This is a genomic window from Streptomyces sp. NPDC046900 (genome assembly GCF_040644975.1).
In the GTDB taxonomy this organism is placed as follows: domain Bacteria; phylum Actinomycetota; class Actinomycetes; order Streptomycetales; family Streptomycetaceae; genus Streptomyces.
The window spans coordinates 1-22,176 of sequence record NZ_JBEYXD010000013.1; the positions used below are offsets into that span (position 1 = coordinate 1).

Annotated in this window: 25 protein-coding genes; 17 read left to right on the forward strand and 8 right to left on the reverse strand. The window is 71.5% G+C overall.

Annotated elements, in window-relative coordinates:
* Positions 1 to 111: 111 nt before the first annotated feature.
* Positions 112 to 1,068 carry an LLM class F420-dependent oxidoreductase gene (locus tag ABZ904_RS15415; RefSeq protein ID WP_360998360.1) on the reverse strand — a complete coding sequence of 319 codons (957 nt, stop codon included), beginning with the start codon at positions 1,066 to 1,068 and terminating at the stop codon, positions 112 to 114.
* Positions 1,069 to 1,261: 193 nt separating this feature from the next.
* Here ABZ904_RS15415 and ABZ904_RS15420 point away from each other — a divergent pair, with 193 nt between their 5' ends.
* The 13 genes from ABZ904_RS15420 (at position 1,262) to ABZ904_RS15480 (ending at position 10,910) form a co-directional block, all read left to right on the forward strand.
* Entirely contained in the window at positions 1,262 to 2,638 is a 1,377-nt protein-coding gene (locus ABZ904_RS15420) for an NAD(P)/FAD-dependent oxidoreductase (RefSeq protein ID WP_361823542.1), read from the forward strand.
* The gene (locus tag ABZ904_RS15425; RefSeq protein ID WP_360998358.1) at positions 2,635 to 4,482 is read left to right on the forward strand and encodes a transketolase; all 1,848 of its coding nucleotides are present in this window, start codon (positions 2,635 to 2,637) and stop codon (positions 4,480 to 4,482) included. Before ABZ904_RS15420 ends, ABZ904_RS15425 begins: the two co-directional genes overlap by 4 nt.
* A 13-nt stretch (positions 4,483 to 4,495) precedes the next feature.
* The gene (gene ligD, locus ABZ904_RS15430; RefSeq protein ID WP_360998357.1) at positions 4,496 to 5,434 is read left to right on the forward strand and encodes a non-homologous end-joining DNA ligase; all 939 of its coding nucleotides are present in this window, start codon (positions 4,496 to 4,498) and stop codon (positions 5,432 to 5,434) included.
* Positions 5,435 to 5,591: 157 nt separating this feature from the next.
* Complete coding sequence (locus ABZ904_RS15435) at positions 5,592 to 5,939, forward strand: gas vesicle protein (RefSeq protein ID WP_360998356.1); 348 nt, start codon at positions 5,592 to 5,594, stop codon at positions 5,937 to 5,939.
* A gap of 55 nt (positions 5,940 to 5,994) precedes the next feature.
* Positions 5,995 to 6,414: a gas vesicle structural protein GvpA gene (locus ABZ904_RS15440; protein WP_360998355.1), complete on the forward strand. Its 420-nt coding sequence runs from the start codon at positions 5,995 to 5,997 to the stop codon at positions 6,412 to 6,414.
* Between the two features lie 2 nt (positions 6,415 to 6,416).
* The gene (locus tag ABZ904_RS15445; protein WP_360998354.1) at positions 6,417 to 7,187 is read left to right on the forward strand and encodes a GvpL/GvpF family gas vesicle protein; all 771 of its coding nucleotides are present in this window, start codon (positions 6,417 to 6,419) and stop codon (positions 7,185 to 7,187) included.
* A 3-nt stretch (positions 7,188 to 7,190) separates the two neighbouring features.
* Complete coding sequence (locus tag ABZ904_RS15450; protein WP_360998353.1) at positions 7,191 to 7,454, forward strand: gas vesicle protein GvpG; 264 nt, start codon at positions 7,191 to 7,193, stop codon at positions 7,452 to 7,454.
* Positions 7,451 to 8,080, forward strand: a complete 630-nt coding sequence (locus ABZ904_RS15455) for a DNA primase (RefSeq protein WP_360998352.1) — start codon at positions 7,451 to 7,453, stop codon at positions 8,078 to 8,080. The genes ABZ904_RS15450 and ABZ904_RS15455 overlap by 4 nt, the downstream gene beginning before the upstream one ends.
* A gap of 2 nt (positions 8,081 to 8,082) precedes the next feature.
* Positions 8,083 to 9,192 carry an SRPBCC family protein gene (locus ABZ904_RS15460; RefSeq protein ID WP_360998351.1) on the forward strand — a complete coding sequence of 370 codons (1,110 nt, stop codon included), beginning with the start codon at positions 8,083 to 8,085 and terminating at the stop codon, positions 9,190 to 9,192.
* Positions 9,189 to 9,626, forward strand: a complete 438-nt coding sequence (locus ABZ904_RS15465) for a gas vesicle protein (RefSeq protein ID WP_360998350.1) — start codon at positions 9,189 to 9,191, stop codon at positions 9,624 to 9,626. The genes ABZ904_RS15460 and ABZ904_RS15465 overlap by 4 nt, the downstream gene beginning before the upstream one ends.
* Positions 9,623 to 10,423, forward strand: a complete 801-nt coding sequence (locus ABZ904_RS15470; RefSeq protein WP_360998349.1) for a GvpL/GvpF family gas vesicle protein — start codon at positions 9,623 to 9,625, stop codon at positions 10,421 to 10,423. Before ABZ904_RS15465 ends, ABZ904_RS15470 begins: the two co-directional genes overlap by 4 nt.
* Positions 10,420 to 10,614, forward strand: a complete 195-nt coding sequence (locus tag ABZ904_RS15475; protein ID WP_359410249.1) for a gas vesicle protein — start codon at positions 10,420 to 10,422, stop codon at positions 10,612 to 10,614. The genes ABZ904_RS15470 and ABZ904_RS15475 overlap by 4 nt, the downstream gene beginning before the upstream one ends.
* Positions 10,611 to 10,910, forward strand: a complete 300-nt coding sequence (locus ABZ904_RS15480) for a gas vesicle protein K (protein ID WP_359410250.1) — start codon at positions 10,611 to 10,613, stop codon at positions 10,908 to 10,910. The genes ABZ904_RS15475 and ABZ904_RS15480 overlap by 4 nt, the downstream gene beginning before the upstream one ends.
* 16 nt (positions 10,911 to 10,926) lie before the next feature.
* Here the strand turns inward: ABZ904_RS15480 and ABZ904_RS15485 are convergent, their stop codons facing one another.
* Both ABZ904_RS15485 and ABZ904_RS15490 read right to left on the reverse strand, forming a co-directional pair.
* A complete protein-coding gene (locus ABZ904_RS15485) occupies positions 10,927 to 11,742 on the reverse strand; it encodes a methyltransferase domain-containing protein (RefSeq protein ID WP_360998364.1) in 816 nt (271 codons plus the stop codon).
* Between the two features lie 124 nt (positions 11,743 to 11,866).
* Entirely contained in the window at positions 11,867 to 13,360 is a 1,494-nt protein-coding gene (locus ABZ904_RS15490) for a phosphatase PAP2 family protein (protein WP_360998348.1), read from the reverse strand.
* Positions 13,361 to 13,458: 98 nt separating this feature from the next.
* On the opposite strand from ABZ904_RS15490, the gene ABZ904_RS15495 reads away from it, so the two are divergent.
* On the forward strand, positions 13,459 to 15,078 hold the full coding sequence (locus ABZ904_RS15495; RefSeq protein WP_359410252.1) for an ATP-binding cassette domain-containing protein: 1,620 nt from the start codon (positions 13,459 to 13,461) through the stop codon (positions 15,076 to 15,078).
* 66 nt (positions 15,079 to 15,144) lie between these two features.
* Here ABZ904_RS15495 and ABZ904_RS15500 read toward each other — a convergent pair whose 3' ends face one another.
* The gene (locus ABZ904_RS15500; protein ID WP_361823552.1) at positions 15,145 to 16,251 is read right to left on the reverse strand and encodes a Vms1/Ankzf1 family peptidyl-tRNA hydrolase; all 1,107 of its coding nucleotides are present in this window, start codon (positions 16,249 to 16,251) and stop codon (positions 15,145 to 15,147) included.
* Between the two features lie 88 nt (positions 16,252 to 16,339).
* On the opposite strand from ABZ904_RS15500, the gene ABZ904_RS15505 reads away from it, so the two are divergent.
* Positions 16,340 to 16,621 carry a DUF6158 family protein gene (locus ABZ904_RS15505; RefSeq protein WP_359409370.1) on the forward strand — a complete coding sequence of 94 codons (282 nt, stop codon included), beginning with the start codon at positions 16,340 to 16,342 and terminating at the stop codon, positions 16,619 to 16,621.
* Positions 16,622 to 16,765: 144 nt separating this feature from the next.
* On the opposite strand, the gene ABZ904_RS15510 is transcribed toward ABZ904_RS15505, so the two are convergent.
* The 4 genes from ABZ904_RS15510 to ABZ904_RS15525 all read right to left on the reverse strand — a co-directional run bounded on the left by ABZ904_RS15510 (position 16,766) and on the right by ABZ904_RS15525 (position 19,932).
* The gene (locus ABZ904_RS15510; protein WP_360998346.1) at positions 16,766 to 17,296 is read right to left on the reverse strand and encodes a type 1 glutamine amidotransferase domain-containing protein; all 531 of its coding nucleotides are present in this window, start codon (positions 17,294 to 17,296) and stop codon (positions 16,766 to 16,768) included.
* 145 nt (positions 17,297 to 17,441) lie between these two features.
* Positions 17,442 to 17,615 carry a hypothetical protein gene (locus ABZ904_RS15515; protein WP_361823556.1) on the reverse strand — a complete coding sequence of 58 codons (174 nt, stop codon included), beginning with the start codon at positions 17,613 to 17,615 and terminating at the stop codon, positions 17,442 to 17,444.
* A gap of 66 nt (positions 17,616 to 17,681) precedes the next feature.
* Positions 17,682 to 18,056: a DUF2795 domain-containing protein gene (locus ABZ904_RS15520; RefSeq protein WP_360998344.1), complete on the reverse strand. Its 375-nt coding sequence runs from the start codon at positions 18,054 to 18,056 to the stop codon at positions 17,682 to 17,684.
* Between the two features lie 82 nt (positions 18,057 to 18,138).
* Positions 18,139 to 19,932: a thiamine pyrophosphate-requiring protein gene (locus tag ABZ904_RS15525; RefSeq protein WP_360998343.1), complete on the reverse strand. Its 1,794-nt coding sequence runs from the start codon at positions 19,930 to 19,932 to the stop codon at positions 18,139 to 18,141.
* Between the two features lie 374 nt (positions 19,933 to 20,306).
* Here ABZ904_RS15525 and ABZ904_RS15530 point away from each other — a divergent pair, with 374 nt between their 5' ends.
* Positions 20,307 to 21,101 carry an RNA polymerase sigma factor SigF gene (locus ABZ904_RS15530; protein WP_359409376.1) on the forward strand — a complete coding sequence of 265 codons (795 nt, stop codon included), beginning with the start codon at positions 20,307 to 20,309 and terminating at the stop codon, positions 21,099 to 21,101.
* Between the two features lie 354 nt (positions 21,102 to 21,455).
* A partial coding sequence (locus ABZ904_RS15535; protein ID WP_361823560.1) for a hypothetical protein occupies positions 21,456 to 22,176 on the forward strand: 721 nt, incomplete at its 3' end.

Below are 22,176 nucleotides of genomic sequence, written 5' to 3' on the forward strand. Positions count from 1 at the left end.
GCGGGGCTCACACGCTGCACTCGGTCGCCTCCCCGCCGGCCAGAGGTATCTCCACGGTGAAGACGGCGCCACCCTGCGGGCCGTTGTCGGCCCCGGCTGACACCGGTCGGCTTACCGCGGCAGCCGCGGCAGCACCTTCGTGCGGTAGAAGTCGAAGAAGCCACGCTGGTCGGGACCGATCTGGTTGACATAGACCCGGTCGAAGCCCGCGTCGGTGAACGCGGTCAGCGCCGCCACATGCTCGTCCACGCCGTCCCCGCACACCCTCTTCTCACGCACCATGTCCTCGGTGATCAGCGGCTGCAGCTGCTCGAAGTGCCTCGGCGAGGGAAGCACCTGGCCCATCTCGCCGGGCAGCAGCTCATTGGCCCACAGCCTGCGCGCCGTACGGACGGACTCGTCGCGGTCGGTGCCGTAGCAGACCTTGGTGCCGCCGCTGACCGGCTTGGCGCCGCCTCCGCCCTTGCGGAACTGCGTCACCATCGACTCCTCGGGCGTCATCGTGATGTAGCCGTCGCCCACGCGGGCCGCGAGCGACGTCGCTGCGGGGCCGAAGCCGGAGATGTCGATCGGGACGGGTTCGTCGGGCACGGTGTAGAGGCGGGCCTTCTCCACCGTGTAGTGGGTGCCGTAGTGGCTGACCTCCTCGCCGGAGAAGAGCCGGCGTATGACCTGGATCGCCTCCTCCAGCATCTCCAGACGCACGTTCGTGGGCGGCCAGGCGCCGCCCAGGATGTGCTCGTTGAGTGCCTCGCCCGTGCCGACGCCGAGCCGGAACCGGCCACCGGTCATCACCGCGCTGGTCGCGGCGGCCTGCGCCACGATCGCCGGATGGATCCGCACGGTCGGGCAGGTCACCGCCGTCTCGATCGGCAGCGACACCGCTTCCGAGACCGCGCCGATCACCGACCACACGAACGGGCTCTGACCCTGAGCGTCGTTCCACGGGTGGTAGTGGTCCGAGATCCACAGCGCCTCGAATCCGGCCTGTTCGGCCATCCTCGCCTGGTCGATCAGGTCCGCGGGACCGAACTCCTCGCACGAGAGGAAATAGCCGTACTCGGTCATGGGGGGAACCTCCGGAACGGGGCTTACCGCATCGGTCCCGGGCCGGGTAACCGCCGGGGCTGAGGGCGAAACGCCCGTCCGGCGGCGTTTGGGCGCCCCGACCAGGGGGACGCGGAAGGTCTCGTACGGGTGGCATTCGTGCGCCCGCCAGGCAGACGCAACGACGTACGCGACGACCGCGCCGGAGGCGAACGTGAGTCGACCCCGCATCCTGATCGTCGGTGCCGGATTCGCCGGGTACCAGACGGCCCGCACCCTGTCCCGGCTGACGCGTGGCCGGGCCGAGATCATCCTGCTCAACCCGACCGACTACTTTCTGTACCTTCCGCTGCTGCCCCAGGTGGCCGCGGGCATTCTGGACCCGCGGCGCGTCACCGTCTCGCTCACCGGCTCGCTGCGCCACGTCCGGCTGGCGCTCGGCGAGGCCGACGGCATCGACCTCGACGCACGCACCGTGCACTACACCGACCCCGAGGGCCAGGGCGGCACGCTCGGCTACGACCGGCTCGTGCTCGCCGTCGGCAGCGTCAACAAGCTGCTGCCCATCCCCGGTGTCTCCGAGCACGCACATGGCTTCCGGGGGCTGCCCGAGGCGCTCTACCTGCGTGACCACGTGGTCCGTCAGATCGAGCTGGCCGCCGCGGCCGAGGACCCCAAGAACTGCTCGGCCCGCTGCACCTTCGTGGTGGTGGGCGCCGGCTATACCGGCACCGAAGTCGCGGCGCAGGGGCAGCTGTTCACCGACGAGCTGGTACGGCAGCACCCGCTGCGCCACGGTATGCGGCCGCGCTGGATGCTGCTGGACATCGCGCCGCGCGTGCTGCCCGAGATGGACGAGCGGCTCTCCCGGACCGCCGACCGCGTGCTGCGGAGGCGCGGTGTCGATGTGCGGATGGGGACCTCTGTGAAGGAGGCCACGCACGAGGGGGTGCTGCTGACCGACGGCGAGTTCGTCGACACCCGCTCACTGGTGTGGTGCGTGGGCGTACGCCCCGATCCGATCGTCGAAGGGCTGGGGCGCCCCCTGGAGCGCGGACGGCTGCTCGTCGACCCGTACCTCCAGGTGCCCGGCCAGCCTGAGGTGTTCGCCTGCGGGGACGCGGCCGCCGTCCCCGATCTGGAGAAGCCCGGCCAGTACACACCGATGACCGCGCAGCACGCCTGGCGGCACGGCAAGGTCGCCGCCCACAATGTCGCGGCCTCCCTCGGCATGGGCTCGAGGCGTGTCTACCGCCATCGCGACCTGGGCTTCGTCGTGGACCTCGCCGGCGTCCAGGCCGCCGCAAACCCGCTCGGCGTGCCCCTGTCCGGGCCGCTCGCCGGCGCTGTCACCCGCGGCTACCACCTCGCCGCGATGCCCGGCAACCGCATCCGGGTCGTCGCCGACTGGCTCCTGGACGCCGTACTTCCACGGCAGTCCGTCCAGCTGGGCCTGGTCCGCTCCTGGTCCGTGCCGCTGGAGTCGGCGTCGCCCGAACTGGCCCGGGTACCCGGAGGCCCGGACACCCCCTCGCGCTCGACGCTTCCGGGCGAGCAGGGGCGCCCCCACGGCACGGAGGAGACCACATGAACACCCGTCAGCTGCACGAACTGGCCCAGCAACTGCGCGTCGACAGCGTCCGCGCCGCCGCGGCGGCCGAATCCGGGCACCCGACCTCTTCGATGTCCGCCGCGGACCTGATGGCCGTCCTGCTGGCGAACCACCTCCACTACGACTTCGAACGCCCCGCGCAACCGGCCAACGACCGGTTCGTCCTGTCCAAGGGCCACGCCTCACCACTCCTCTACGCCGCCTACAAGGCCGCGGGAGCGATCAACGAGACCGAGCTGCTCACCTTCCGCAAGCTCGGCAGCCGCCTCGAAGGACACCCCACGCCCCGCCGGCTGCCCTGGGTGGAGACGGCGACCGGTTCGCTCGGCCAGGGCCTGCCCGTCGGCGTCGGCATCGCCCTGGCCGGGAAGCGGCTCGACCGCACCGGATACCGGGTCTGGGTGATGTGCGGGGACAGTGAGCTGGCCGAGGGGTCCGTGTGGGAGGCCGCCGAGCACGCCGGGTACGAGCACCTCGACAACCTGATCACGATCGTCGACGTCAACCGCCTCGGCCAGCGCGGACCCACCCGCCACGGCCACGACCTCGACGCCTACGCACGCCGCTTCAAGGCCTTCGACTGGCACACCATCGAGGTCGACGGGCACGACGTGGATGCCGTCGACCGCGCGTACGCCGAGGCCGAGTCCACCACCGGCCAGCCCACCGTGATCCTCGCCCGCACCCTCAAGGGCAAGGGTGTCCCTTCCGTCGAGGGCCGCGAGGGCATGCACGGCAAGCCGCTGCCCGATGCCGACGAGGCGATCGCCGAGCTGGGCGGCGTGCGGGACCTGCGCGTCGAGGTGCAGCAGCCGCCCGCGGCCCGGGTGCTGCACGCCGTGCAGGGCGGCCATCTCGATCTGCCGCGCTACGACGTCGGCGACGAGGTCCCCACCCGTGACGCCTTCGGCCAGGCGCTCGCCGCGCTCGGCCACGCCCGCGGCGATGTCGTCGCCATCGACGGCGAGGTCGGCGACTCCACGCGCGCCGAGTACTTCCACAAGGAGCATCCCGAGCGGTACTTCGAGTGCTACATCGCCGAGCAGCTGATGCTCGGGGTCGCGGTGGGCATGGCGGCGCGCGGCTGGGTGCCGTACGCCTCGACGTTCGCCGCGTTCCTCACCCGCGCCCACGACTTCATCCGCATGGCCTCCATCAGCGGTTCCGGTGTCAACCTGGTCGGGTCGCACGCGGGCTGTTCCATCGGCGAGGACGGACCCTCGCAGATGGGCCTCGAGGACCTGGCCATGATGCGCTCGGTGTACGGGTCGACCGTGCTGTACCCGTGCGACGCCAACCAGACCGCGAAGCTCGTCGGCTCCATGGCCGGCCTGGAGGGCATCCGCTATCTGCGCACCTCGCGCGGGAAGACACCGGTCATCTACGGCCCGACCGAGGAGTTCCCGGTCGGCGGCAGCAAGGTGCTGCGCACCTCTCCCGCGGACCGGCTCACCGTCGTCGCCGCCGGCGTCACCGTCCACGAGGCGCTGAAGGCCGCCGACCACCTGGCTGAGCAGGACATACCGGTCCGGGTCATCGACCTCTACTCGGTCAAGCCGGTCGACCGGGCCACCCTGCGCGAGGCCGCCGAGCGCACCGGCTGCCTGCTCACCGTCGAGGACCACCGCGCGGAGGGCGGCCTCGGCGACGCGGTCCTCGACGCCTTCTCCGACGGGCGCCCGGTGCCCCGCCTGGTGCGCCTCGCCGTCCGTACGATGCCGGGCTCGGCGACCCCCGCCGAGCAGCTCCACGCCGCGGGCATCGACGCCGAGTCCATCGCCGCCGCCGTGCGGCTGCTGGTGGAACACGCCGTCGTGCGGTGACGGAGGGAGCGCCATGACCGGCACGAGCGCCGTGCGGGTGGGCCGTCATGAGGTGGAGATCCACCGGCCGGACAAGGTGCTGTTCCCGGGCGACGGTGACGGCAAGGAGCACACGAAGGCGGACCTCGTCGCCTACTACCGCGCCGTCGCCCGCTTCATGCTGCCCCATCTGCGCGGCCGTCCCCTGATGCTGGAGCGGCACCCCGACGGTGTCGGCGGACCGCGCTTCATGCAGAAGAACACCCCGGAGCACTACCCGGACTGGATCCACCGCGTCGAGGTGCCGAAGGAGGGCGGCACGGTCTGCCACACCGTCTGCGACGACACGGCCACCCTCGTCTACCTCGCCGACCAGGCCTGTCTGACCCTGCACCGCTGGCTCTCCCGCGTCGGCAGGCCGGAGCGGCCGGACCGGATCGTCTTCGACCTCGACCCCTCCGTGCCCGAAGGGCACGAGGGGACGCGAGGTGACAACTTCGGTCAAGTACGGCGCGCCGCACAGCTGCTGGAGGAACTCCTCGGCGAACTCCGGCTGCCGTCCGGTCTGATGACCACCGGTTCGCGAGGGCTGCACGTCGTCGTGCCGGTCAGCGGCGACCACGACTTCGACGAGGCACGCGAGTTCGCCAAGGATGTGGCCGAGACGCTCGCCGACGCCCACCCCGACCTGCTCACCACGGCCGCCCGCAAGAAGGACCGCGGCGACCGGCTCTACCTGGACGTGCAGCGCAACGCCTACGCGCAGACCGCGGTCGCCCCCTTCAGCGTCCGGGCCCTGCCGGGCGCCCCGGTGGCCATGCCCCTGTCCTGGGACCAACTGGACGACCCGGGGCTGGACGCCCGCCGCTGGACCGTCGCCGACGCGCTGGACCAGGCCCGCACCGAGCCCTGGGACGGGCTGAGGGCGCGCGCGATCGGTCCGGCGCGCAGGCGCCTCGAAACGCTCCGCTGACGACACCCCGCAGTCGCGTTCTCGCACACGGTGAACAGGTCTTTCCTGCCACGGTCAGCCGCCGGCCGGCGATGCCGGAGCCGTATGGCGTACGGCCGAAAACCGACTTCACAGGTTTGTGCGGAAGACACTGGGCACTCGGCTTAACGAGGTCGCCATGTCAAACACATCAAGCGCATCGAATTCACAGGATTCGCCCAAAAGCTCAGGGGACGGTTCGGCCAAGGGCCGGCTGCGCCCCACAGAAGTGGTGCACGAGGCACGTGCCCAGTTCGCGGAGCTGACCGGCATGACCCCCGAGTCCGTGTCGTCCTTCGAACGTACGGAGGACGGCTGGGAACTGCAGATCGAGGTCCTGGAGCTCGCCCGGGTCCCCGACACCATGAGCCTTCTGGCGAGCTACGAGGTGGAGCTCACCGCCGACGGTGAGCTCACCGGATACCGGCGCGTTCGCCGTTACGAGCGCGGGAGGGCCGACGCACACCGGCCCGGCGGTCGGCAGTAGACCGCAGTCCCGCGCACATTCCGACAGACCCGACAGACAAGGAGGACCGGTCGGTATGACCGTTGTCCCGGCACAGCAGACCGGCGGAGGTGGCGGCTCCAGCGGACTTTACGACGTCCTGGAGCTCGTCCTTGATCGAGGACTCGTCATTGACGCATTCGTCCGTGTGTCCCTCGTCGGCATCGAGATTCTGAAGATCGACGTACGCGTCGTCGTCGCGAGCGTCGACACGTATCTGCGCTTCGCGGAGGCGTGCAACCGTCTCGACCTGGAGGCCGGCCCGCACAGGACCCCGGGGCTCCCCGACTTGGTCGGAGAGGTCACCGAATCCGGGGCGCGCGGCAAGTCGAAGGGCGCCTTGTCCGGCGCCGCGGAGACGATCTCGGACGCCTTCAAGCAGGCCCGTGAGGAGGGCCAGGGCGAGAGGCCGCGGCCCCGCAGGAGCACGTCCGCCCGTAAGAAGGAGGAGGAGTAGGAGTGAGCACGTACGTCTACGGCATCGCCGCGAGCTCGCACCCCTCGCTCCCCAAGGACATGGGCGGTGTCGGCGATCCGCCGTGCCCCGTCAGGATTCTGGAGGAGGGCGAACTCGCGGCCATCGTGAGCGACGCCCCCGAGGGGCTGCGGCCCAAGCGCAGGGACCTGCTCGCCCACCAGAACGTGCTGAGTGAGGCCGGCGCGGCCGGTTCGGTGCTGCCCATGCGCTTCGGCAGCGTCGCCCCGGACGACACCGCCGTCACCGAGGTGCTCGCCGAGCGTGTCGACCACTACCGCGAGCGTCTCGTGGCCCTGGAGGGCCGGGTCGAGTACAACGTGAAGGCCAGCCATGACCAGGACGCGGTGCTGCACCGGGTAATGGCCGAGAACCCGGAACTGCGGGCCCTGGCGGAGACCAACCGGCAGTCCGGCGGCGGCAGCTACGACGACCGGCTGAGGCTCGGCGAGATGGTCGCCCAGGCGGTGCAGGGCCGCGAGGCGGAGGACGGCGCGGAACTGCAGAGCCTCCTGGAGCCGGCCGCCGACGCCGTCAGCGTGGGCCCCGAGTCCACCGGATGGCTGGCCAACCTCTCCTTCCTGGTGCCCCACAGCTCCGCGGAGGAGTTCCTGGCCGCCGTGGAGGAGGCCCGCAAGAGCCACCCGCACCTCGAACTGCGGATCAACGGGCCGTTGCCGCCGTACAGCTTCGTCGAGCCCGGTCCTGCCGAGCCCGCGGCGACCACGACCGGCACGGCCACGGGCGAGGAGTGACCCATGGGACTGCTCACAGAGGCCCTGCTGCTGCCGTTCGCACCGGCGCGCGGCAGCCTCTGGGTGATCAGACAGGTGATCGCCGAGGCCGAGCGACAGTACTACGACCCGGCGACCGTCCGGGCCGAACTCGCCCTTCTCGAGCGTCGGCTCGAGGAGGGCGAGATCACAGAGGAGGAGTTCGACTGCGAGGAGGACGCACTCCTCGACCGGCTCGAGATCGGTCTGGGCCATACATCGGGAACTGGCGACGGGACGACATCATGAATCGAACCGCACTGGGCCTCGCCATTGGGGCGGGATATGTCCTCGGACGTACCAAGAAGATGAAACTCGCACTCGGCGCGGCCTCACTGGTCGCGGGCAAGCGCATGCAACTCAGCCCCCGGGCGATCGCCGACCTGGTCAACCAGCAGCTTTTGAACAACCCGCAGTTCAAGGAGATCGGCGACCAGCTGCGCCATGACCTGCGCGGGGTGGGCAAGGCCGCCTCCGGCGCATTGCTCGAACGGCAGATCGAGGGCATCGCCGGCCGGCTGCACGACCGCACCTCCCAGGTGCGGGATCAGATCTCCGGAGTACCGACTCCGGACCTGCCCGGCCTCGGGGACGACGAGGACCGGGCCGACGAATCGGCCGGCGAGTCCGATCGCGGCGAGACGGAGGCCGCGGAGGACGAGGAGACGGGTCGCGAGAAGGTGGCCAACAAGGCGCCGGGCAAGAAGGGGCCGCCGAAGAAGGGGCCCGCCAGAAAGACACCGGGTCCGAAGGCCGCGAAGAAGACGGCCGCCAAGAAGGCCCCTGCCAAGAAGGCCGCCGCGAAGGAGACCGCCACCGCCAAGGGCGGCGAGCGGCGCGTCGGCCGCGGGTCGAGCGGTGAAGGGAGGCGGTGACGATGGCCGGCATCGCGGGTTCCGCGGCCGACAGGCCCGACGGCGGACTGTCCAAGGTCGCCCAGAGCGAGGCGGTCGACCACCTCAAGAAGGAGCTGCAGAGCTACCTGATGGCCCAAGCCGAGCGCATGCTCGTCGGCGCGGGCCGCAAGCTGGGCGAGACCACCGTCAAGCTCAACGACATCGCCGAGGGCAACAGCCCGGGCTTCGCCAAGCTCGCCCTGGAGGGCGGACGCAAGCTCGCCGAGGGCAAGGGCCCGCTGCGCGCCGTCCTGGAGACGGGCGCCGGCCAGGCCAAGGAGAAGATCGGTGAGGCCCTGAAGGGCCTCGTCGGCGGCAAGGGCAAACGTAAGGGGAAGGGCGGCAACAAGCCCACGGTCATCATCGAGTCCATGGACGTCGGCGTGCCGGTGCGCACCGCCTACGACCAGTGGACCCAGTACCAGGACTTCAGCACCTTCGCCAAGGGCGTCAAGAGCGCGGGCCGCGTCGACGACACGACCACCGAATGGCAGGGCAAGATCTGGTGGTCCAGCCGCAGCTGGAAGGGCCGCACCGTCGAGCAGATCCCCGACTACAAGATCCAGTGGTCGTCGGAGGGCGCCAAGGGCACCAACAAGGGCGTCGTCACCTTCCACCGGCTCGACGACAACCTCACCCGCATTCTGCTGGTCATGGAGTACTACCCCAGCGGCTTCTTCGAGAAGACCGCCAACATCTGGCGTGCCCAGGGCCGCCGGGTCCGCCTCGACTTCAAGAACTTCGACCGCTACATCACCCTCAAGGGCGAGGCGGAGGACGGCTGGCGCGGCGAGATCAGCGACGGTGAGGTCGTCCGCTCCCATGAGGACGCGATCGCCGAGGAGGAGCAGGAGGAAGGCCCCGAGGCGGAAGAGGGCGCCGAGGAAGAAGAGGGCGCCGAGGAGGAAGAGGAACAGCCCGAGGAGGAGTACGAGGAGACCGGCGAGGAAGAGCCGGAGGAGGAGTACGAGGACGAGGAGGAAGAGGAAGAGCCGGAGGAGGAGTACGAGGACGAGGAAGGCGAAGAGGAGTACGAGGAAGAGGATGAAGAGCGCGGGGCCAAGCGGGCGCCCGCCGGGAGCCGGCGATGACGACACCCCGCAGGCTGCCGGATCCCTACGGACCCAGCAGCGGCGCCAACCTCGCCGACATCCTTGAACGGGTGCTCGACAAGGGCATCGTGATCGCCGGGGACATCCGGATCAATCTGCTCGACATCGAACTCCTCACCATCAAGCTGCGATTGATCGTCGCCTCCGTCGACAAGGCGAAGGAGATGGGCATCGACTGGTGGGAGTCCGACCCCGCCCTCTCCTCCAAGGCCCGTCGCGATGAGCTCACCCGGGAGAACACCGAGTTGCGTGCCCGCCTCGAGCGCCTGGAGGCCTCCCGCGAAGCGGAGCAGATCGAGGGCGCTCGCACTCGCCGCAGAGAACCGGAGGAGGTCGAGGGCGCTCGCACTCGCCGCAGAGAACCGGAGCAGGTCGAGGGCACTCGCACTCGACGTAGAAAGGAGTCGTCGTGACCGCGCTGCGCTACGTCTACGCGGTCTGCCGCCCCCTCAGCGCCCCTCTCCAGGTCCAGCTGACGGGGGTGGCGGGCGTTCCGGCCCGGCAGCTGGAACACCACGGGCTCATCGCCGTGCTCAGCCAGGTCGCCGAGGAGGACTTCGCCGAGGAGCCGCTCAAGGAGCATCTGGAGGACCTGGAGTGGCTCACCGTTACGGCCCGCGCCCACCAGAACGTCATCGACGCGCTCACCGGCGTGACCACTGCGCTGCCGCTGCGGCTGGGCACCGTGTTCCGTGACGACAGCGGCGTCCGCGTGATGATCGAGGAACGCGAGGAGGACTTCCGGCGGGCTCTGGAGCGGCTGGAGGGGCGCGTCGAATGGGGCGTCAAGGTCTACGTCGAGGAGGAGACGAAGGACGAGACGGGCGAGGCGGCCGATGAGGAGGCGCGGGCGGACGTCCGCCCCGCGGAGCGGGCCGCCTCGGGACGGGACTACCTCCGCCGGCGCCGTATGCAGACCATGGCCCACGAGGAGAAGTGGCAGAAAGCGGAGGAATTCGCGCGCCGGCTCCATGAAAGGCTTTCGGCGCAGGCCGAGGACTCCCGGCTGCACGCTCCTCAGAACCCGGCGCTCTCCGGGGCTTCGGGGCGCAATGTACTCAACGCCTCCTATCTGGTGCCCCGGTCCCATTCCGAGGAATTCGTGGAATGGGTGGACCGCACCGAGGACGACACTCCCGGAATCCGGGTGGAACTCACCGGCCCATGGGCCGCCTATTCCTTCACGGGACTTTCGGAAGGTGCGCCGTGACCGCCGTCGAGCACCGGGAGATCGCCCTGGTCGACCTGCTCGACCGGCTGCTAGCGGGCGGGGTCGTGATCACCGGCGACATCACCTTGCGCATCGCGGACGTCGATCTGGTCCGCATCGATCTGAACGCCCTGATCAGCTCTGTCAACGCACAAGTCCCCTCGCCCTGGCCGGAGGCCGAAGCACCATGACCGACAGGACGCCCGGCAAGCGGCCCAACCGGCTGGACCTGGAGCCCGACACCGTGGAGCGCGACCTGGTCAAGCTGGTCCTCACCGTCGTGGAACTGCTCCGCCAGCTGATGGAGCGACAGGCACTGCGCCGCTTCGACACGGGCGAGCTGACCGAGGACCAGGAGGAACGGATCGGGCTGACGCTGATGCTGCTCGAGGACCGTATGGCCGAACTGCGGCTCCGCTACGGCCTGCGGCCCGAGGACCTGAATCTGGACCTCGGGCCGCTCGGGCCGTTGCTTCCGCGCGACTGATCGCCGACCGTGCGGATCAGGCCTCTTTCCGGCCCAGGATTTCGCCGTGCAGGACCGAGAACCAGCCGTCCTCCCGCCGCCCCCATTCCCGCCAGGCCGCCGCAACGGCCCGCAGTCCCACCGGGGTTGAGTGCCCCCCTTCCACCGCCCGGTCCGCGTACGCCGAGTCGACGGTCCGGTCCGCCCACAGCCCGCTCCACCAGGCCCGCTCCTCGGCCGTGGCGAAGGTCCAGGTGCTGGAGGTCGCGGTGACCTCCCGGAGGCCGGCACTCAGCGCCCACGCCTTCAGCCTCCGCCCGGCGTCCGGCTCACCGCCGTTGGACCGGGCGACCCGGCGGTACAGGTCCAGCCAGTCGTCCAGGCCCTCTGAGGCCGGATACCAGGTCATCGCCGCGTAGTCGGCGTCGCGGACGGCGATGAAGCCGCCCGGCCTGGTCACCCGGACCATCTCGCGCAGCGCCTGCACCGGGTCGCCCACGTGCTGGAGCACCTGATGGGCGTGGACCACGCAGAAGGTGTCGTCCGGGTACTCCAGTGCGTGCACGTCGGCGACCGCGAAGTCCACATTGGTCAGCCCGCGCCCGGCGGCCGTGGCCCTGGCCTGCTCCAGAATCCCGGCCGCGCGATCCACGCCGGTGACCCGGCCGTCGGGGACCAGTTCGGCCAGGTCCGCGGTGATGGTGCCGGGGCCGCAGCCGATGTCCAGGATCCGCATGTGCGGCTTGAGGGAGCCGAGGAGGTACGCCGCCGAGTTGGCGGCGGTCCGCCAGGTGTGCGAGCGCAGCACGGACTCATGGTGGCCGTGCGTGTAGACGGCCGTCTCCTTCGGCATGGGTGTCCCCTCTCGTCGTACGACCCCGAGCCCGGCCGCGGGGCGCTGCACACCACGGTAGGCGCTCATGCCGCATATTGAGACCGGCGTATTGCCATGTGGACACAGCGGAAGGGTCCGGCGGTCAGCGGCGGGGGAGCGGACGGTAGACGGTCAGCGCCTCGGGGAGCTTTTCGAGCGTCACCTCGCCATGGACCTCGGTGACCTCGCCGTCGTACGCGAGCGGGGTGCCCGGAGCCACTCCGTCCAGGCGCAGTCGCCTGACCCGGACGGCCGCGTGTGCCGGGGAGCGGGACAGGGGACCCGCGAAGGCGGCGGCCAGCAGGCGGGCGGCCGGCCCGCGGCCGCCGTGCACGACCCGTACGTCGAGCCGCCCGTCCGCCAGGTCGTGGCGCCGGGCCGGGGCGAGGCCCATGCGGTGGTAGGTGCCGTTGCCGGCGAAGAGCAGCCACAACGGGCGGGTGCGCCCGGAGAGTCGCACGCGCAGCGGATGACGGTCGGCGCGCAGGACGCGCAGGGCGGCGAGGACCCCGGCGGGCCAGCCGCCGATCCGGCCGGACCAGTGCTCCCGCTCGCGCACCAGCTCCGGATACACGCCCAGGCTGCACGTGTTCACGAAGCAGCCGCTGGCCGTCTTCGAGGAGAAGCGGCCCACGTCGACCCGGACCGCGTCGCCCCGCTGGAGGGCGCGCACGGTGTCACGTATGTCCTCGATGCCGAGGTCGAGGGCGAAGTGGTTGAGGGTCCCGCCCGGCAGGACCGCCAGCGGGAGGCCGTGCCTCAGGGCGACGTCGGCGGCGGTGTTCACCGTGCCGTCGCCGCCGCACACGCCGAGGACGAGGGCGCGGGCGGCGGCCTTCTCCAACTCGGCGCGGACCTCGGACGGTTCGCACTCCACCGTTTCGGCGCCCGGAAGGGCCTCCTCGAGTGCGCGGACCCGCTCGGCGGTCCCCGAGCCCCGGTTCGCCACGACCACGAGCCCGGTCCCGTCGGGCAGCGCGGGTACGTTCGCATGCCGGTTTCCGGGCGGCGGCACCAGATCGCGGGTCGGCACGAGGCCTCGTACGGCATAGGCGGCACCCACGCCCAGGGCCGCACCCGCGAGGACGTCGCTCGGGAAGTGGACGCCGGTGTAGACGCGGGAGACGGCCACGGCGGCGGCGAGCGGCGCGACCGCAGCGCCCCAGCCGCGCGACTCCAGGGCGACGCCCGCCGCGAAGGCGGCGGCAGAGGCGGAGTGCCCCGAGGGGAACGACGTGGTGATGGGCTGGCGCTTGAGCCTGCGGACGGCGGGCACCGGGTCGAGGACCGGCCGGGGACGGCGGACCGTCCGCTTGCCGATGGTGTTGATGGTGGCGGAGGCCAGCGCCAGTGAGGCGACACCGCGGGCGGCCGCCCTGCGGGCACGGGGCGTCCGGGCGGCGGCCACGGCGGCGGCCGTCGCGAACCACAGGACACCGTGGTTGGCGGCCCGGCTGAGCCGGGGAAGCAGCGGGTCGGCCCCCGGCCAGTGCCGGGCGGCGACGGACTCGAACAGGCGGCAGTCGGCGGCGAGCAGACGGTCGCGCAGCGGATGCGGGCCCGGCGGACGCAGGGTGAGGTCGACATCTGGGGTCATGCAGGGCGGCTACCCCGAGATCCCGGAACCCTGCCCGGGCTCCCGCCCCGGCGATAAACGATTGCCCAGGCCGGGTGCGTCCGCCCACAATGCGCCGCATGGGACACCTTGAAGCCGCGCACCTCGAGTACTACCTCCCGGACGGGAGGGCGCTCCTCGGCGATGTGTCCTTCCGGGTCGGCGAAGGCGCGGTCGTCGCGCTCGTCGGACCCAACGGCGCCGGGAAGACGACACTGCTGCGGCTGCTGTCGGGAGAGCTGAAACCGCACGGCGGATCGGTCACCACGAGCGGCGGGCTCGGGGTCATGCGGCAGTTCGTGGGTTCGGTACGGGACGAGACGACCGTACGGGAGCTCCTGGTCTCCGTCGCCCCGCCCCGTATCCGCGAGGCCGCCCGCGCCGTGGACGCCGCCGAGCACGCCGTCATGACGGTCGACGACGAGGCTTCGCAGCTCAAGTACGCACAGGCGCTCGCCGACTGGGCCGAGGCCCGGGGATACGAGGCCGAGACGCTGTGGGACATGTGCACCACGGCGGCGCTCGGCGTGCCCTACGACCGGGCCCAGTGGCGCCAGGTCCGCACCCTCTCCGGCGGTGAGCAGAAGCGGCTGGTCCTCGAGGCGCTGCTGCGGGGCACCGACGAGGTCCTGCTGCTGGACGAGCCCGACAACTACCTCGACGTGCCCGGAAAGCGGTGGCTGGAGGAGCGGCTGGAGGAGACCCGCAAGACCGTGCTGTTCGTCTCCCACGACCGGGAGCTGCTGGCCCGCGCAGCACGGCGGATCGTCTCCCTGGAGCCGAGCCCCACGGGCGCCGACGCCTGGGTGCACGGCGGCGGTTTCGCCACGTACGGCGAGGCCCGCCGCGAACGCTTCGCGCGCTTCGAGGAGTTGCGCCGGCGCTGGGACGAGAAGCACGCCCAGCTGAAGAAGCTGGTGCTGAGCCTGCGCCAGGCCGCCACCGTCAGCCATGAGCTGGCCTCCCGCTACCAGGCGGCCCAGACCAGGCTGCGCAAGTTCGAGGAGGCCGGGCCGCCGCCCGAGCCGCCGCGCGAGCAGGACATCAGGATGCGGCTCAAGGGCGGCCGTACCGGGGTCAGGGCCGTCACCTGCGAGGGACTCGAGCTGACCGGCCTGATGAAACCCTTCGACCTGGAGGTCTTCTACGGCGAGCGGGTCGGCGTCCTCGGCTCGAACGGCTCCGGCAAGTCGCACTTCCTGCGGCTGCTCGCGGGCGGCGACGTGGCGCACACGGGGCTGTGGCGGCTCGGTGCGCGCGTGGTGCCCGGACACTTCGCCCAGACCCATGCGCATCCCGAACTGGAGGGCCGTACGCTCCTGGACATCCTCTGGAAGGAGCACGCGCAGGACCGGGGTGCGGCGATGTCCCGGCTGCGGCGCTACGAGCTGACCGCGCAGGCCGAACAGCACTTCGACCGGCTGTCCGGCGGTCAGCAGGCACGTTTCCAGATCCTTCTGCTCGAGTTGCAGGGCGTCACCGCCCTGCTGCTCGACGAGCCGACCGACAACCTGGACCTGGAGTCCGCGGAGGCGCTCCAGAAGGGCCTGGAGGCGTTCGAGGGCACGGTCCTCGCGGTCACCCACGACCGGTGGTTCGCCCGTTCCTTCGACCGCTATCTGGTCTTCGGCAGCGACGGCCGGATCCGTGAGACCCCGGAACCGGTCTGGGACGAGCGGCGGGTGGAGCGGGCGCGCTAGCCGGGCGCGCGCCCGTTCGCGGGGCGGGAAGCCATCGGACACCGCCGGGGAAGGGCGGCGCGGGCGCTAGGCCCAGCGCAGCAGTGCCCCCACCCCGCCCACAGGCGCCTCGCTCTCCGGTGCGGACGGCACCGAGACGGCCGCCGCCCCGTTCTCCACCACGGCCCGCACCAGCGCGTCGTCGGCGCGAGCCTGCGCGGGATGCCGCTCACCCAGTGCGGTGAGGTCGCCGCGGCGGACCGCCACCTGGTCGGCGGCCTCACCGATCCACACCTCACGGCGTGTGTCGGGACCACCCGAATGGATCAGAAGTTCGTCGATACGGTGTTCGCGTGCCGCCTCGACCACGGCGGGCACGCCCTCGACCGCCCTGGTGCGCCCCTCCTCGTCCGGGGCCCGGGCCGCCAGGAAGAGTTCCAGCTCCTCGGCCGCCCGGCCGCGTAGATGCTCGGCCCGGATCCGCTCCACGTCGTCGTCCAGCAACCGGCTGCCCGGGCCGTGCCGCGCCTCGGCCACCCGGCCCTGGAGCCGGCGCGGCAGCCGCTCGTGCACGGAGCGCCGCTCGCGCTGCTCCCCGACGAGAATCACCAGGTCGGCGCCCGTCTCCTCCTGGCAGACCGCGAGCGCGTCCGCGATCTCCGCCGCGTTGTGCTCCCAGACGTTCTCGACCCGCAGCTGGAAGTGGCGCACCGACCAGTCCGAGGTGGCCGTACGGTGCAGCGGCCACTGCTTCCCGGTCACCTCCTCGGCCTCCTCGCTGCCCAGCGCACCCCGCAGCTCGAACTCGGCGCCCTTGCGGTCGATGTAGGCCACGACGCACACGGGTTCCTCGTTGGCCAGGTCGAGCAGGGGCGCCGTGTGCGGCAGCGTCGCCCACACCGCGGAGGAGCCGCCCGGCGGGGCGGCCAGCGGCGGATCCAGGACCACCTCGCCCGCACGGGCGAACAGCGCCCTGCCGTGCGGCTCGGGGGAGTGGGCCAGCTCCTCGATCGCCGTCCGGACCGCATGGCACGTCGCCTCGTCCGCCCCCTGCCCGGCCAGGTCACCGGCGAGCCACTGAGCGGTCAGCTTGCGCTCGCGTGCTGTGGACTCCGTGTGTCGGGAGGTGTCGACGTATACGGAGGCCCAGGGACCGGGATGTTCGTACAGTGGATGGAGAAAGGCGAGATCCATGGCTCCCTCCCGGATGCCGCTCGGGGTATTGCTTTTTCCGGGCGGGTACCCGGACCGCACTGAGGAACACGACGAGCGGGGTACCACCATGACCGGAGTCGACCCGGGCCGGCTGACCGACCACCAGCTCATGAAAGAGCTGGAAGCGATCCACCGCACACGCCACGACACGCTGCTGTACGGCTCGAACGACGCACTGCGTACGCACAACCACCGTATGGCGCAGCTGGAGGGCGAGTACCTGCGCCGCCATCCACGCCGGGGGGTCGCGGCGAGTCGCACCCGGGACGGGGCCCGGAACCGGGAACCGGGCACGCCCCTGACGGAACTGGGCAGCGCTCGCCGAGAAGGGGTGGGGCCCGCCCGCTGACACCGGCCGCACGCGTCCGGTCTCCCGGGCGCGCGAGGGCCCGGGGCACGCAGAACCGGACGGCGCGGCCCCTCACCATGGGGCCGCGCCGTCCGGTCGTCAGGCGTCACACGGTGAGCGCCGTCCGCGTGCCGGAAACCGCGGCTACGCGGCGAACTCCGTCAGGATCGCCTCGTCGAACGCCTTCAGATCACCCGGCTTGCGGCTGGTGACCAGTGTGTTCTGCCCGTGGTCGACGCGTACCTGCTCGTCCACCCAGGTGCCGCCGGCGTTGCCGATGTCGGTGCGCAGGCTCGGCCACGACGTCAGGGTGCGGCCCCGTACGACGTCTGCCTCGACCAGCGTCCACGGCGCATGGCAGATCGCGGCGACCGGACGGCCCTGACCGAAGAAGTCCCGGACGAACTCGACGGCCCGCTCGTCCATCCGCAGGAAATCAGGGTTGGCCACGCCTCCCGGCAGGACCAGCCCGTCGAAGGAATCGGCCTCCACCTGGCCGACGACCGCGTCCACCGGGAACGTGTCCGCCTTGTCCAGGTGTTTGAACGCCTGGATGTGGCCCGGCTTCGTCGACACCAGGACCGGCTCGTGGCCGGCGTCGACGAGGGCCTGCCAGGGGTCGGTCAGTTCCACCTGCTCGACGCCTTCCGGCGCCGTCAGGAACGCGATGCGCATGATGTCCCACTGTCCTTTCTGTGCCTGTGCCTGTGCCTGTACCTGTGCTTGTGCTTGTGCCTGCCGGGCGGCCTCGTCATATGCCGCCTCATTCCCGTCGCGTGCCGGGCGTCGTCCCGCGTGGACGCGGCGCGGCAACTCTTCGCTACGGCAGCAGTACGCATATGCGGATCCCCGTGGCCGTGCCGGTGGGACGGCCGCTGGACGAGATGCCGAGCCCGGGGGTGTGGATGCCCTCCGGCGGCTCGGCGTCCCGGTCGCCGTTCACGGCGGTGCGCACGTCCCGCGGCGCGGCCGCCTTGTGCACGTGGGGGGTCACCGGGGTGTCGGTGGAACGACGCCCTCAGTACCCCCAGCCGTGCCCCCCGTGCGCGGTGCGCGGCCCTCACACACCGACGGTGGCTTCGGCGAGCTCCTCCTGGTTGGCGAAGCGCGTCGATCGCCGGAGCCGCTCCACGGTCTCGACCAGGGGGTCGGGCGCGTTCTTGTCGCGCAGGACGCGGACCAGGTCGCCCGCGCTCGCCGGGAAGTCGCTGCGCCCGAGATACCGGGCCAGCTCCAGACGGGCGGCCTCCAGGGCCACCCGGGGGGTGCCGGGCACCACCGCTCCGCGCCAGACCGCCGGGTCGTCGTCGGCCGTCGGCTCGGGGTCGTGCCACTCCTCGGTGCGGGTCGGGTGACCCGACCGCAGCAGACCCTGCAGTTCGTGCTTCATTTCGTCGTCCCTGTGGACGTTCAGCCGGTCACTGCCTCGCTGCATGACTCCCTCCAGATCTTCGGGGGTGGCCCTCGCGTACCCGGTGGGCCGCGTTCGACACGGCGACCGGGGGTGCGGTCGGTGGCTATTGGTGGCCGCGTCCGGGCAGGAACTCCTGCACCTTCGCCTTGAAGCCCTGGCGAACCATCGGACCGCGGTCCGCGTCGCCCTTCAGGATCGAGGCGGCCGTGGCCTCCATCTGCTCCCAGGTGGCGTGCGGCGGGATCGGCGGTACGGCCGGGTCCGTGAGGAACTCGATGACCGCCGGGCCGTCCGCCTCCAGGCCCGCGCGCCAGCCCGCCTCGACGTCCCCCGGCTTCTCCACCCGGACGCCGGTCAGCCCGAGGGAGCGGGCGAACGCGGCGTACTGGACGTCGGGCAGTTCCTGGGAGGGCAGGAACGACGGGGAGCCCTCCATGGCCCGCATCTCCCAGGTCACCTGGTTGAGGTCGTGGTTGTTCCAGACACCGACCACCAGACGCGGGTCCGACCAGCGGTCCTGGTACTTCGCCGCGGTGATCAGCTCCGCAAGTCCGTTCATCTGCATCGCCCCGTCACCGACCAGGGCGATCACGGGCCGGTCCGGGTGGGCGAACTTCGCGCCGATCGCGTACGGGACCCCGCAGCCCATCGTGGCCAGCGTGCCCGACAGCGACCCGCGCATCCCCGGCCGCATCGTGAGGTGCCGGGCGTACCAGTTCGCCACCGAACCCGAGTCCGACGTCACGATCGCGTCTCCGGGCACCAGCGGGTCCAGCGCCCAGGCCACGTACTCCGGGTTGATCGGGTCCGCCGAAAGCTGCGACCGCCTCTCCATCACCTCGTGCCAGCGCCGCACATTCGCGCAGACGGTGTCGTACCACTCCCGCCCGCGGTGCGCGTCCAGCAGCGGGATGAGCTGCTCCAGGGTCGCCTTCGCGTCGCCGACGAGGTTCACCTCGTACGGATAGCGCATCCCGACCATGTGCGGGTCGATGTCGATCTGCACGCCACGTGCCTTGCCGAATTCCGGCAGGAACTGGGTGTAGGGGAACGAGGAGCCGATCGTGAGCAGCGTGTCGCAGTCGCGCATCAGCTCGTACGAGGGCCGGGTGCCCAGCAGGCCGATGGAGCCGGTGACGTAGGGCAGCTCGTCGCTCAGCGCGTCCTTGCCGAGCAGCGCCTTCGCCACGCCCGCGCCGAGCAACTCGGCGACCCGCTGCACCTGAGTGCGGGCCCCGGCGGCGCCCTGGCCGATCAGGATGGCGGGCTTGTCGCCGGAGTTGAGAACCTCGGCGGCCCGCTCCAGCGAGTCCTGGGTGGGCATCGCGGTCCAGCCGCTGCGGTCCAGGCTGGAGGGGACCATTTTGAACTCGTGCGTCGGCGGCGAGTAGTCCAGTTCCTGCACGTCACCGGGGATGATCACGGCGGTGGGGGCGCGGCGCGCGTAGGCGGTGCGGATCGCGCGGTCGAGGACGTTCGGCAGCTGCTCGGGGACGTTCACCGTCTCCACGAAGTCGGAGGCGACATCCTTGAACAGGGTGTGCAGGTCGACCTCCTGCTGGTACGAGCCGCCCATCGCCGTCCGGTGCGTCTGGCCGACGATCGCGAGGACGGGGACATGGTCGAGCTTGGCGTCGTACAGGCCGTTGAGCAGGTGGATCGCGCCGGGACCCGACGTCGCCGCGCACACTCCGAGACGGCCGCCGAACTTCGCGTAGCCCACCGCCTGGAACGCGGCCATCTCCTCGTGCCGCGCCTGGACGAAACGCGGATGGTCCTCGGCCCGGCCCCAGGCGGCGAGCAGGCCGTTGATGCCGTCGCCGGGATATCCGAAGACCTGCTCGACACCCCATTCGCGCAGGCGCTGAAGAATGTGGTCGGCGACCTTGGGGCTCATCGGTGGACCTCCCATGGGAAGAGGGATGTACGGATCGCACCTGTCGAGTCACCCGGGCGGTGCCGGGAAAACCTGGTGAAGGCGCGCGGCGGCCCCGGGGTCCGGGCAGGACCGCCGCCGAGCGCGGGCCGTCTCCGACTGTGTGCGGGGCGTGCGCGGGGCGCCGTGCGCCCCCTCGCGACGCTCCGTGGTCCCTTCGCGCATTCCCGTGTTTGCCGTGCACGGCCCGGGGCAGGCGCAGCCTCAGTGCTTCGGACAGGAGGCACGTCCGTGGGAGCGGTGGAAACCCGCCACGGGTGTGCCCGTCCGGCTCGGGTTCCCCTCCCACGGTGACCGTCCACCCAAGGCACCAGCAAAGGGAGTTGCGACCCACCATGCAGAATCGAGCGAGCGTGAAGCACCACCCCCATGACGACGCCCCCGAGACGGCGGAGGCCTTCCGCAGGCTCGCCACGCTCCCGCAGGGCCCCGAGCGCGACGCGCTCCGCGACGAGATCGTCGAGGCCTGGCTTCCCATGGCCGAGCGGCTCGCGGGCCGTTTCCGCAGCCGGGGCGAGAGCTTCGAGGACCTCCGTCAGGTGGCGGCGCTCGGTCTGGTCAAGGCAGTCGACCGGTACGACCCCGAGCGCGGCCACGCGTTCGAGAGCTATGCGGTCCCCACCGTCACCGGGGAGATCAAGCGGCATTTCCGCGACCACATGTGGACCCTGCACGTGCCGCGCCGGGTCCAGGACCTGCGCAACCGGGTGAGGTTCGCCTATCAGGACCTGTCGCAGACCGTCTCCGGCCGCAGGCCCACCGTCGCCGAGATCGCCGAGCACGCCGGGATGAGCGAGGAGGACGTCCTCGTGGGCCTCGAGGCCCTGGAGAGTTTCACGGCGCTCTCGCTGGACGCCGAAGTACCGGGCAGCGAGGACGGCTACTCCCTCGGGGACTCCCTCGGTTCGCCCGACCCGGCCCTCGACACCGTCATCGACCGCGAGGCCGTCAAGCCCCGGCTGCACGCCCTGCCGGAACGCGAACGCGCCATCCTCTACATGCGGTTCTTCGACGACATGACCCAGAGCAGCATCGCCGAGCGGCTCGGCATCTCCCAGATGCACGTCTCCCGTCTGATCAGCCGCTGCTGCAACCGGCTCCGGGACCAGGTGATGCGGGACGCCGCGTAGGCGCTGCGCGGTGAGGGGCCGAAGCGGCCACTGACCGGGAGGGCCGGGTCCCTCAGGGGTACGCGTGACCAGGGCGATGTGACGGGAGGTCAGGTCCGTCACGCTGCCCCGCCGACGAGGAGGCCGGGCGTGCGACGCCGCGGACCGGTGTGAGATCTGCCCCCAGGGGCCAGGCGGTGAGTGCTGCGCGGATCGGAGAGGTCCCGTCCGCGCGCACCGCCGGTCACCCGCCCGGCGGTGCCGGTGGCACGAATGGGGCCCGGCCGCGCGCGGGCCGTGGCCGGGCGGGCTGTCATGGGCTCTTGGGGGCACCACCGGCGTGCCCCGGAGGAACCCGTCGAAGGAGTCACCCGCATGCGCCGCAGTGCCCGTGTCCTGTCCGCCGCCGCTCTGGCCGGTTCCGCCGTGGGTTTCATGGCCGCGCCGGCCTCCGCCGAACCCTCCGCGGAGATCACCCCGCACTCCGCGGTGCCCGGTGGCGCGGTCACCGTCACGGTCTCCTGTGCCATGTCGGGCGGCGCCCCGCCCGACTTCATCGAGGCCACTTCCCAGGGCTTCGAGGACGGCAGGGTCCGGCTCTACCGGGTCGACGGCGATGCCATCAGGGCCCGTGACTCCTCCTCCGTCCTGTACAGCGGTGTGGCCCGGATCCCGGACGGTGGCGCCGTCGGCGACATTGCCGCCCTGGCGGGCCGCGACGCGGAGTGGGGCGTCGACGGGCGGTGTCCGGTGAGGCCCGGCGGCCGCGTCAAGCCATGGAGCGCGTCGTTCAGCGTGAGCCGGGACCGCACCGAGGGCCGGCGAGGTGAGGAGCAGGGGACGCTGCCCGGGAGCCGGCAGGCAGAAGGCCAGGCCCGGACGCAGGGAAGCCAGAAGGCGATGACCGAGCCACAGGCCCCGGGCGGACAGCAGGGATACGGGCAGCTGCAGCAAGGGGGGACGGGGCAGGGCGAGGGCCGGGTTCAGCAGCCGGGGACACAGTTGGGTGACGGGTCGCCTCAGCAGCCTGGCGATGGGTCGGTCCAGCAGCCAGGGGGGCAGCAGGGATACGGGCAGCTGCAGCAAGGGGGGACGG

Excerpts from the sequence above, each read along its gene's own strand:
- ABZ904_RS15415 (WP_360998360.1), bottom strand. The coding sequence starts at position 1,068 with ATGACCGAGTACGGCTATTTCCTCTCGTGCGAGGAGTTCGGTCCCGCG.
- ABZ904_RS15425 (WP_360998358.1), top strand. The coding sequence starts at position 2,635 with ATGAACACCCGTCAGCTGCACGAACTGGCCCAGCAACTGCGCGTCGAC.
- ligD (WP_360998357.1), top strand. The coding sequence starts at position 4,496 with ATGACCGGCACGAGCGCCGTGCGGGTGGGCCGTCATGAGGTGGAGATC.
- ABZ904_RS15435 (WP_360998356.1), top strand. The coding sequence starts at position 5,592 with ATGTCAAACACATCAAGCGCATCGAATTCACAGGATTCGCCCAAAAGC.
- ABZ904_RS15440 (WP_360998355.1), top strand. The coding sequence starts at position 5,995 with ATGACCGTTGTCCCGGCACAGCAGACCGGCGGAGGTGGCGGCTCCAGC.
- ABZ904_RS15450 (WP_360998353.1), top strand. The coding sequence starts at position 7,191 with ATGGGACTGCTCACAGAGGCCCTGCTGCTGCCGTTCGCACCGGCGCGC.
- ABZ904_RS15455 (WP_360998352.1), top strand. The coding sequence starts at position 7,451 with ATGAATCGAACCGCACTGGGCCTCGCCATTGGGGCGGGATATGTCCTC.
- ABZ904_RS15460 (WP_360998351.1), top strand. The coding sequence starts at position 8,083 with ATGGCCGGCATCGCGGGTTCCGCGGCCGACAGGCCCGACGGCGGACTG.
- ABZ904_RS15465 (WP_360998350.1), top strand. The coding sequence starts at position 9,189 with ATGACGACACCCCGCAGGCTGCCGGATCCCTACGGACCCAGCAGCGGC.
- ABZ904_RS15480 (WP_359410250.1), top strand. The coding sequence starts at position 10,611 with ATGACCGACAGGACGCCCGGCAAGCGGCCCAACCGGCTGGACCTGGAG.
- ABZ904_RS15485 (WP_360998364.1), bottom strand. The coding sequence starts at position 11,742 with ATGCCGAAGGAGACGGCCGTCTACACGCACGGCCACCATGAGTCCGTG.
- ABZ904_RS15490 (WP_360998348.1), bottom strand. The coding sequence starts at position 13,360 with ATGACCCCAGATGTCGACCTCACCCTGCGTCCGCCGGGCCCGCATCCG.
- ABZ904_RS15495 (WP_359410252.1), top strand. The coding sequence starts at position 13,459 with ATGGGACACCTTGAAGCCGCGCACCTCGAGTACTACCTCCCGGACGGG.
- ABZ904_RS15500 (WP_361823552.1), bottom strand. The coding sequence starts at position 16,251 with ATGGATCTCGCCTTTCTCCATCCACTGTACGAACATCCCGGTCCCTGG.
- ABZ904_RS15505 (WP_359409370.1), top strand. The coding sequence starts at position 16,340 with ATGACCGGAGTCGACCCGGGCCGGCTGACCGACCACCAGCTCATGAAA.
- ABZ904_RS15510 (WP_360998346.1), bottom strand. The coding sequence starts at position 17,296 with ATGCGCATCGCGTTCCTGACGGCGCCGGAAGGCGTCGAGCAGGTGGAA.
- ABZ904_RS15520 (WP_360998344.1), bottom strand. The coding sequence starts at position 18,056 with ATGCAGCGAGGCAGTGACCGGCTGAACGTCCACAGGGACGACGAAATG.
- ABZ904_RS15525 (WP_360998343.1), bottom strand. The coding sequence starts at position 19,932 with ATGAGCCCCAAGGTCGCCGACCACATTCTTCAGCGCCTGCGCGAATGG.
- ABZ904_RS15530 (WP_359409376.1), top strand. The coding sequence starts at position 20,307 with ATGCAGAATCGAGCGAGCGTGAAGCACCACCCCCATGACGACGCCCCC.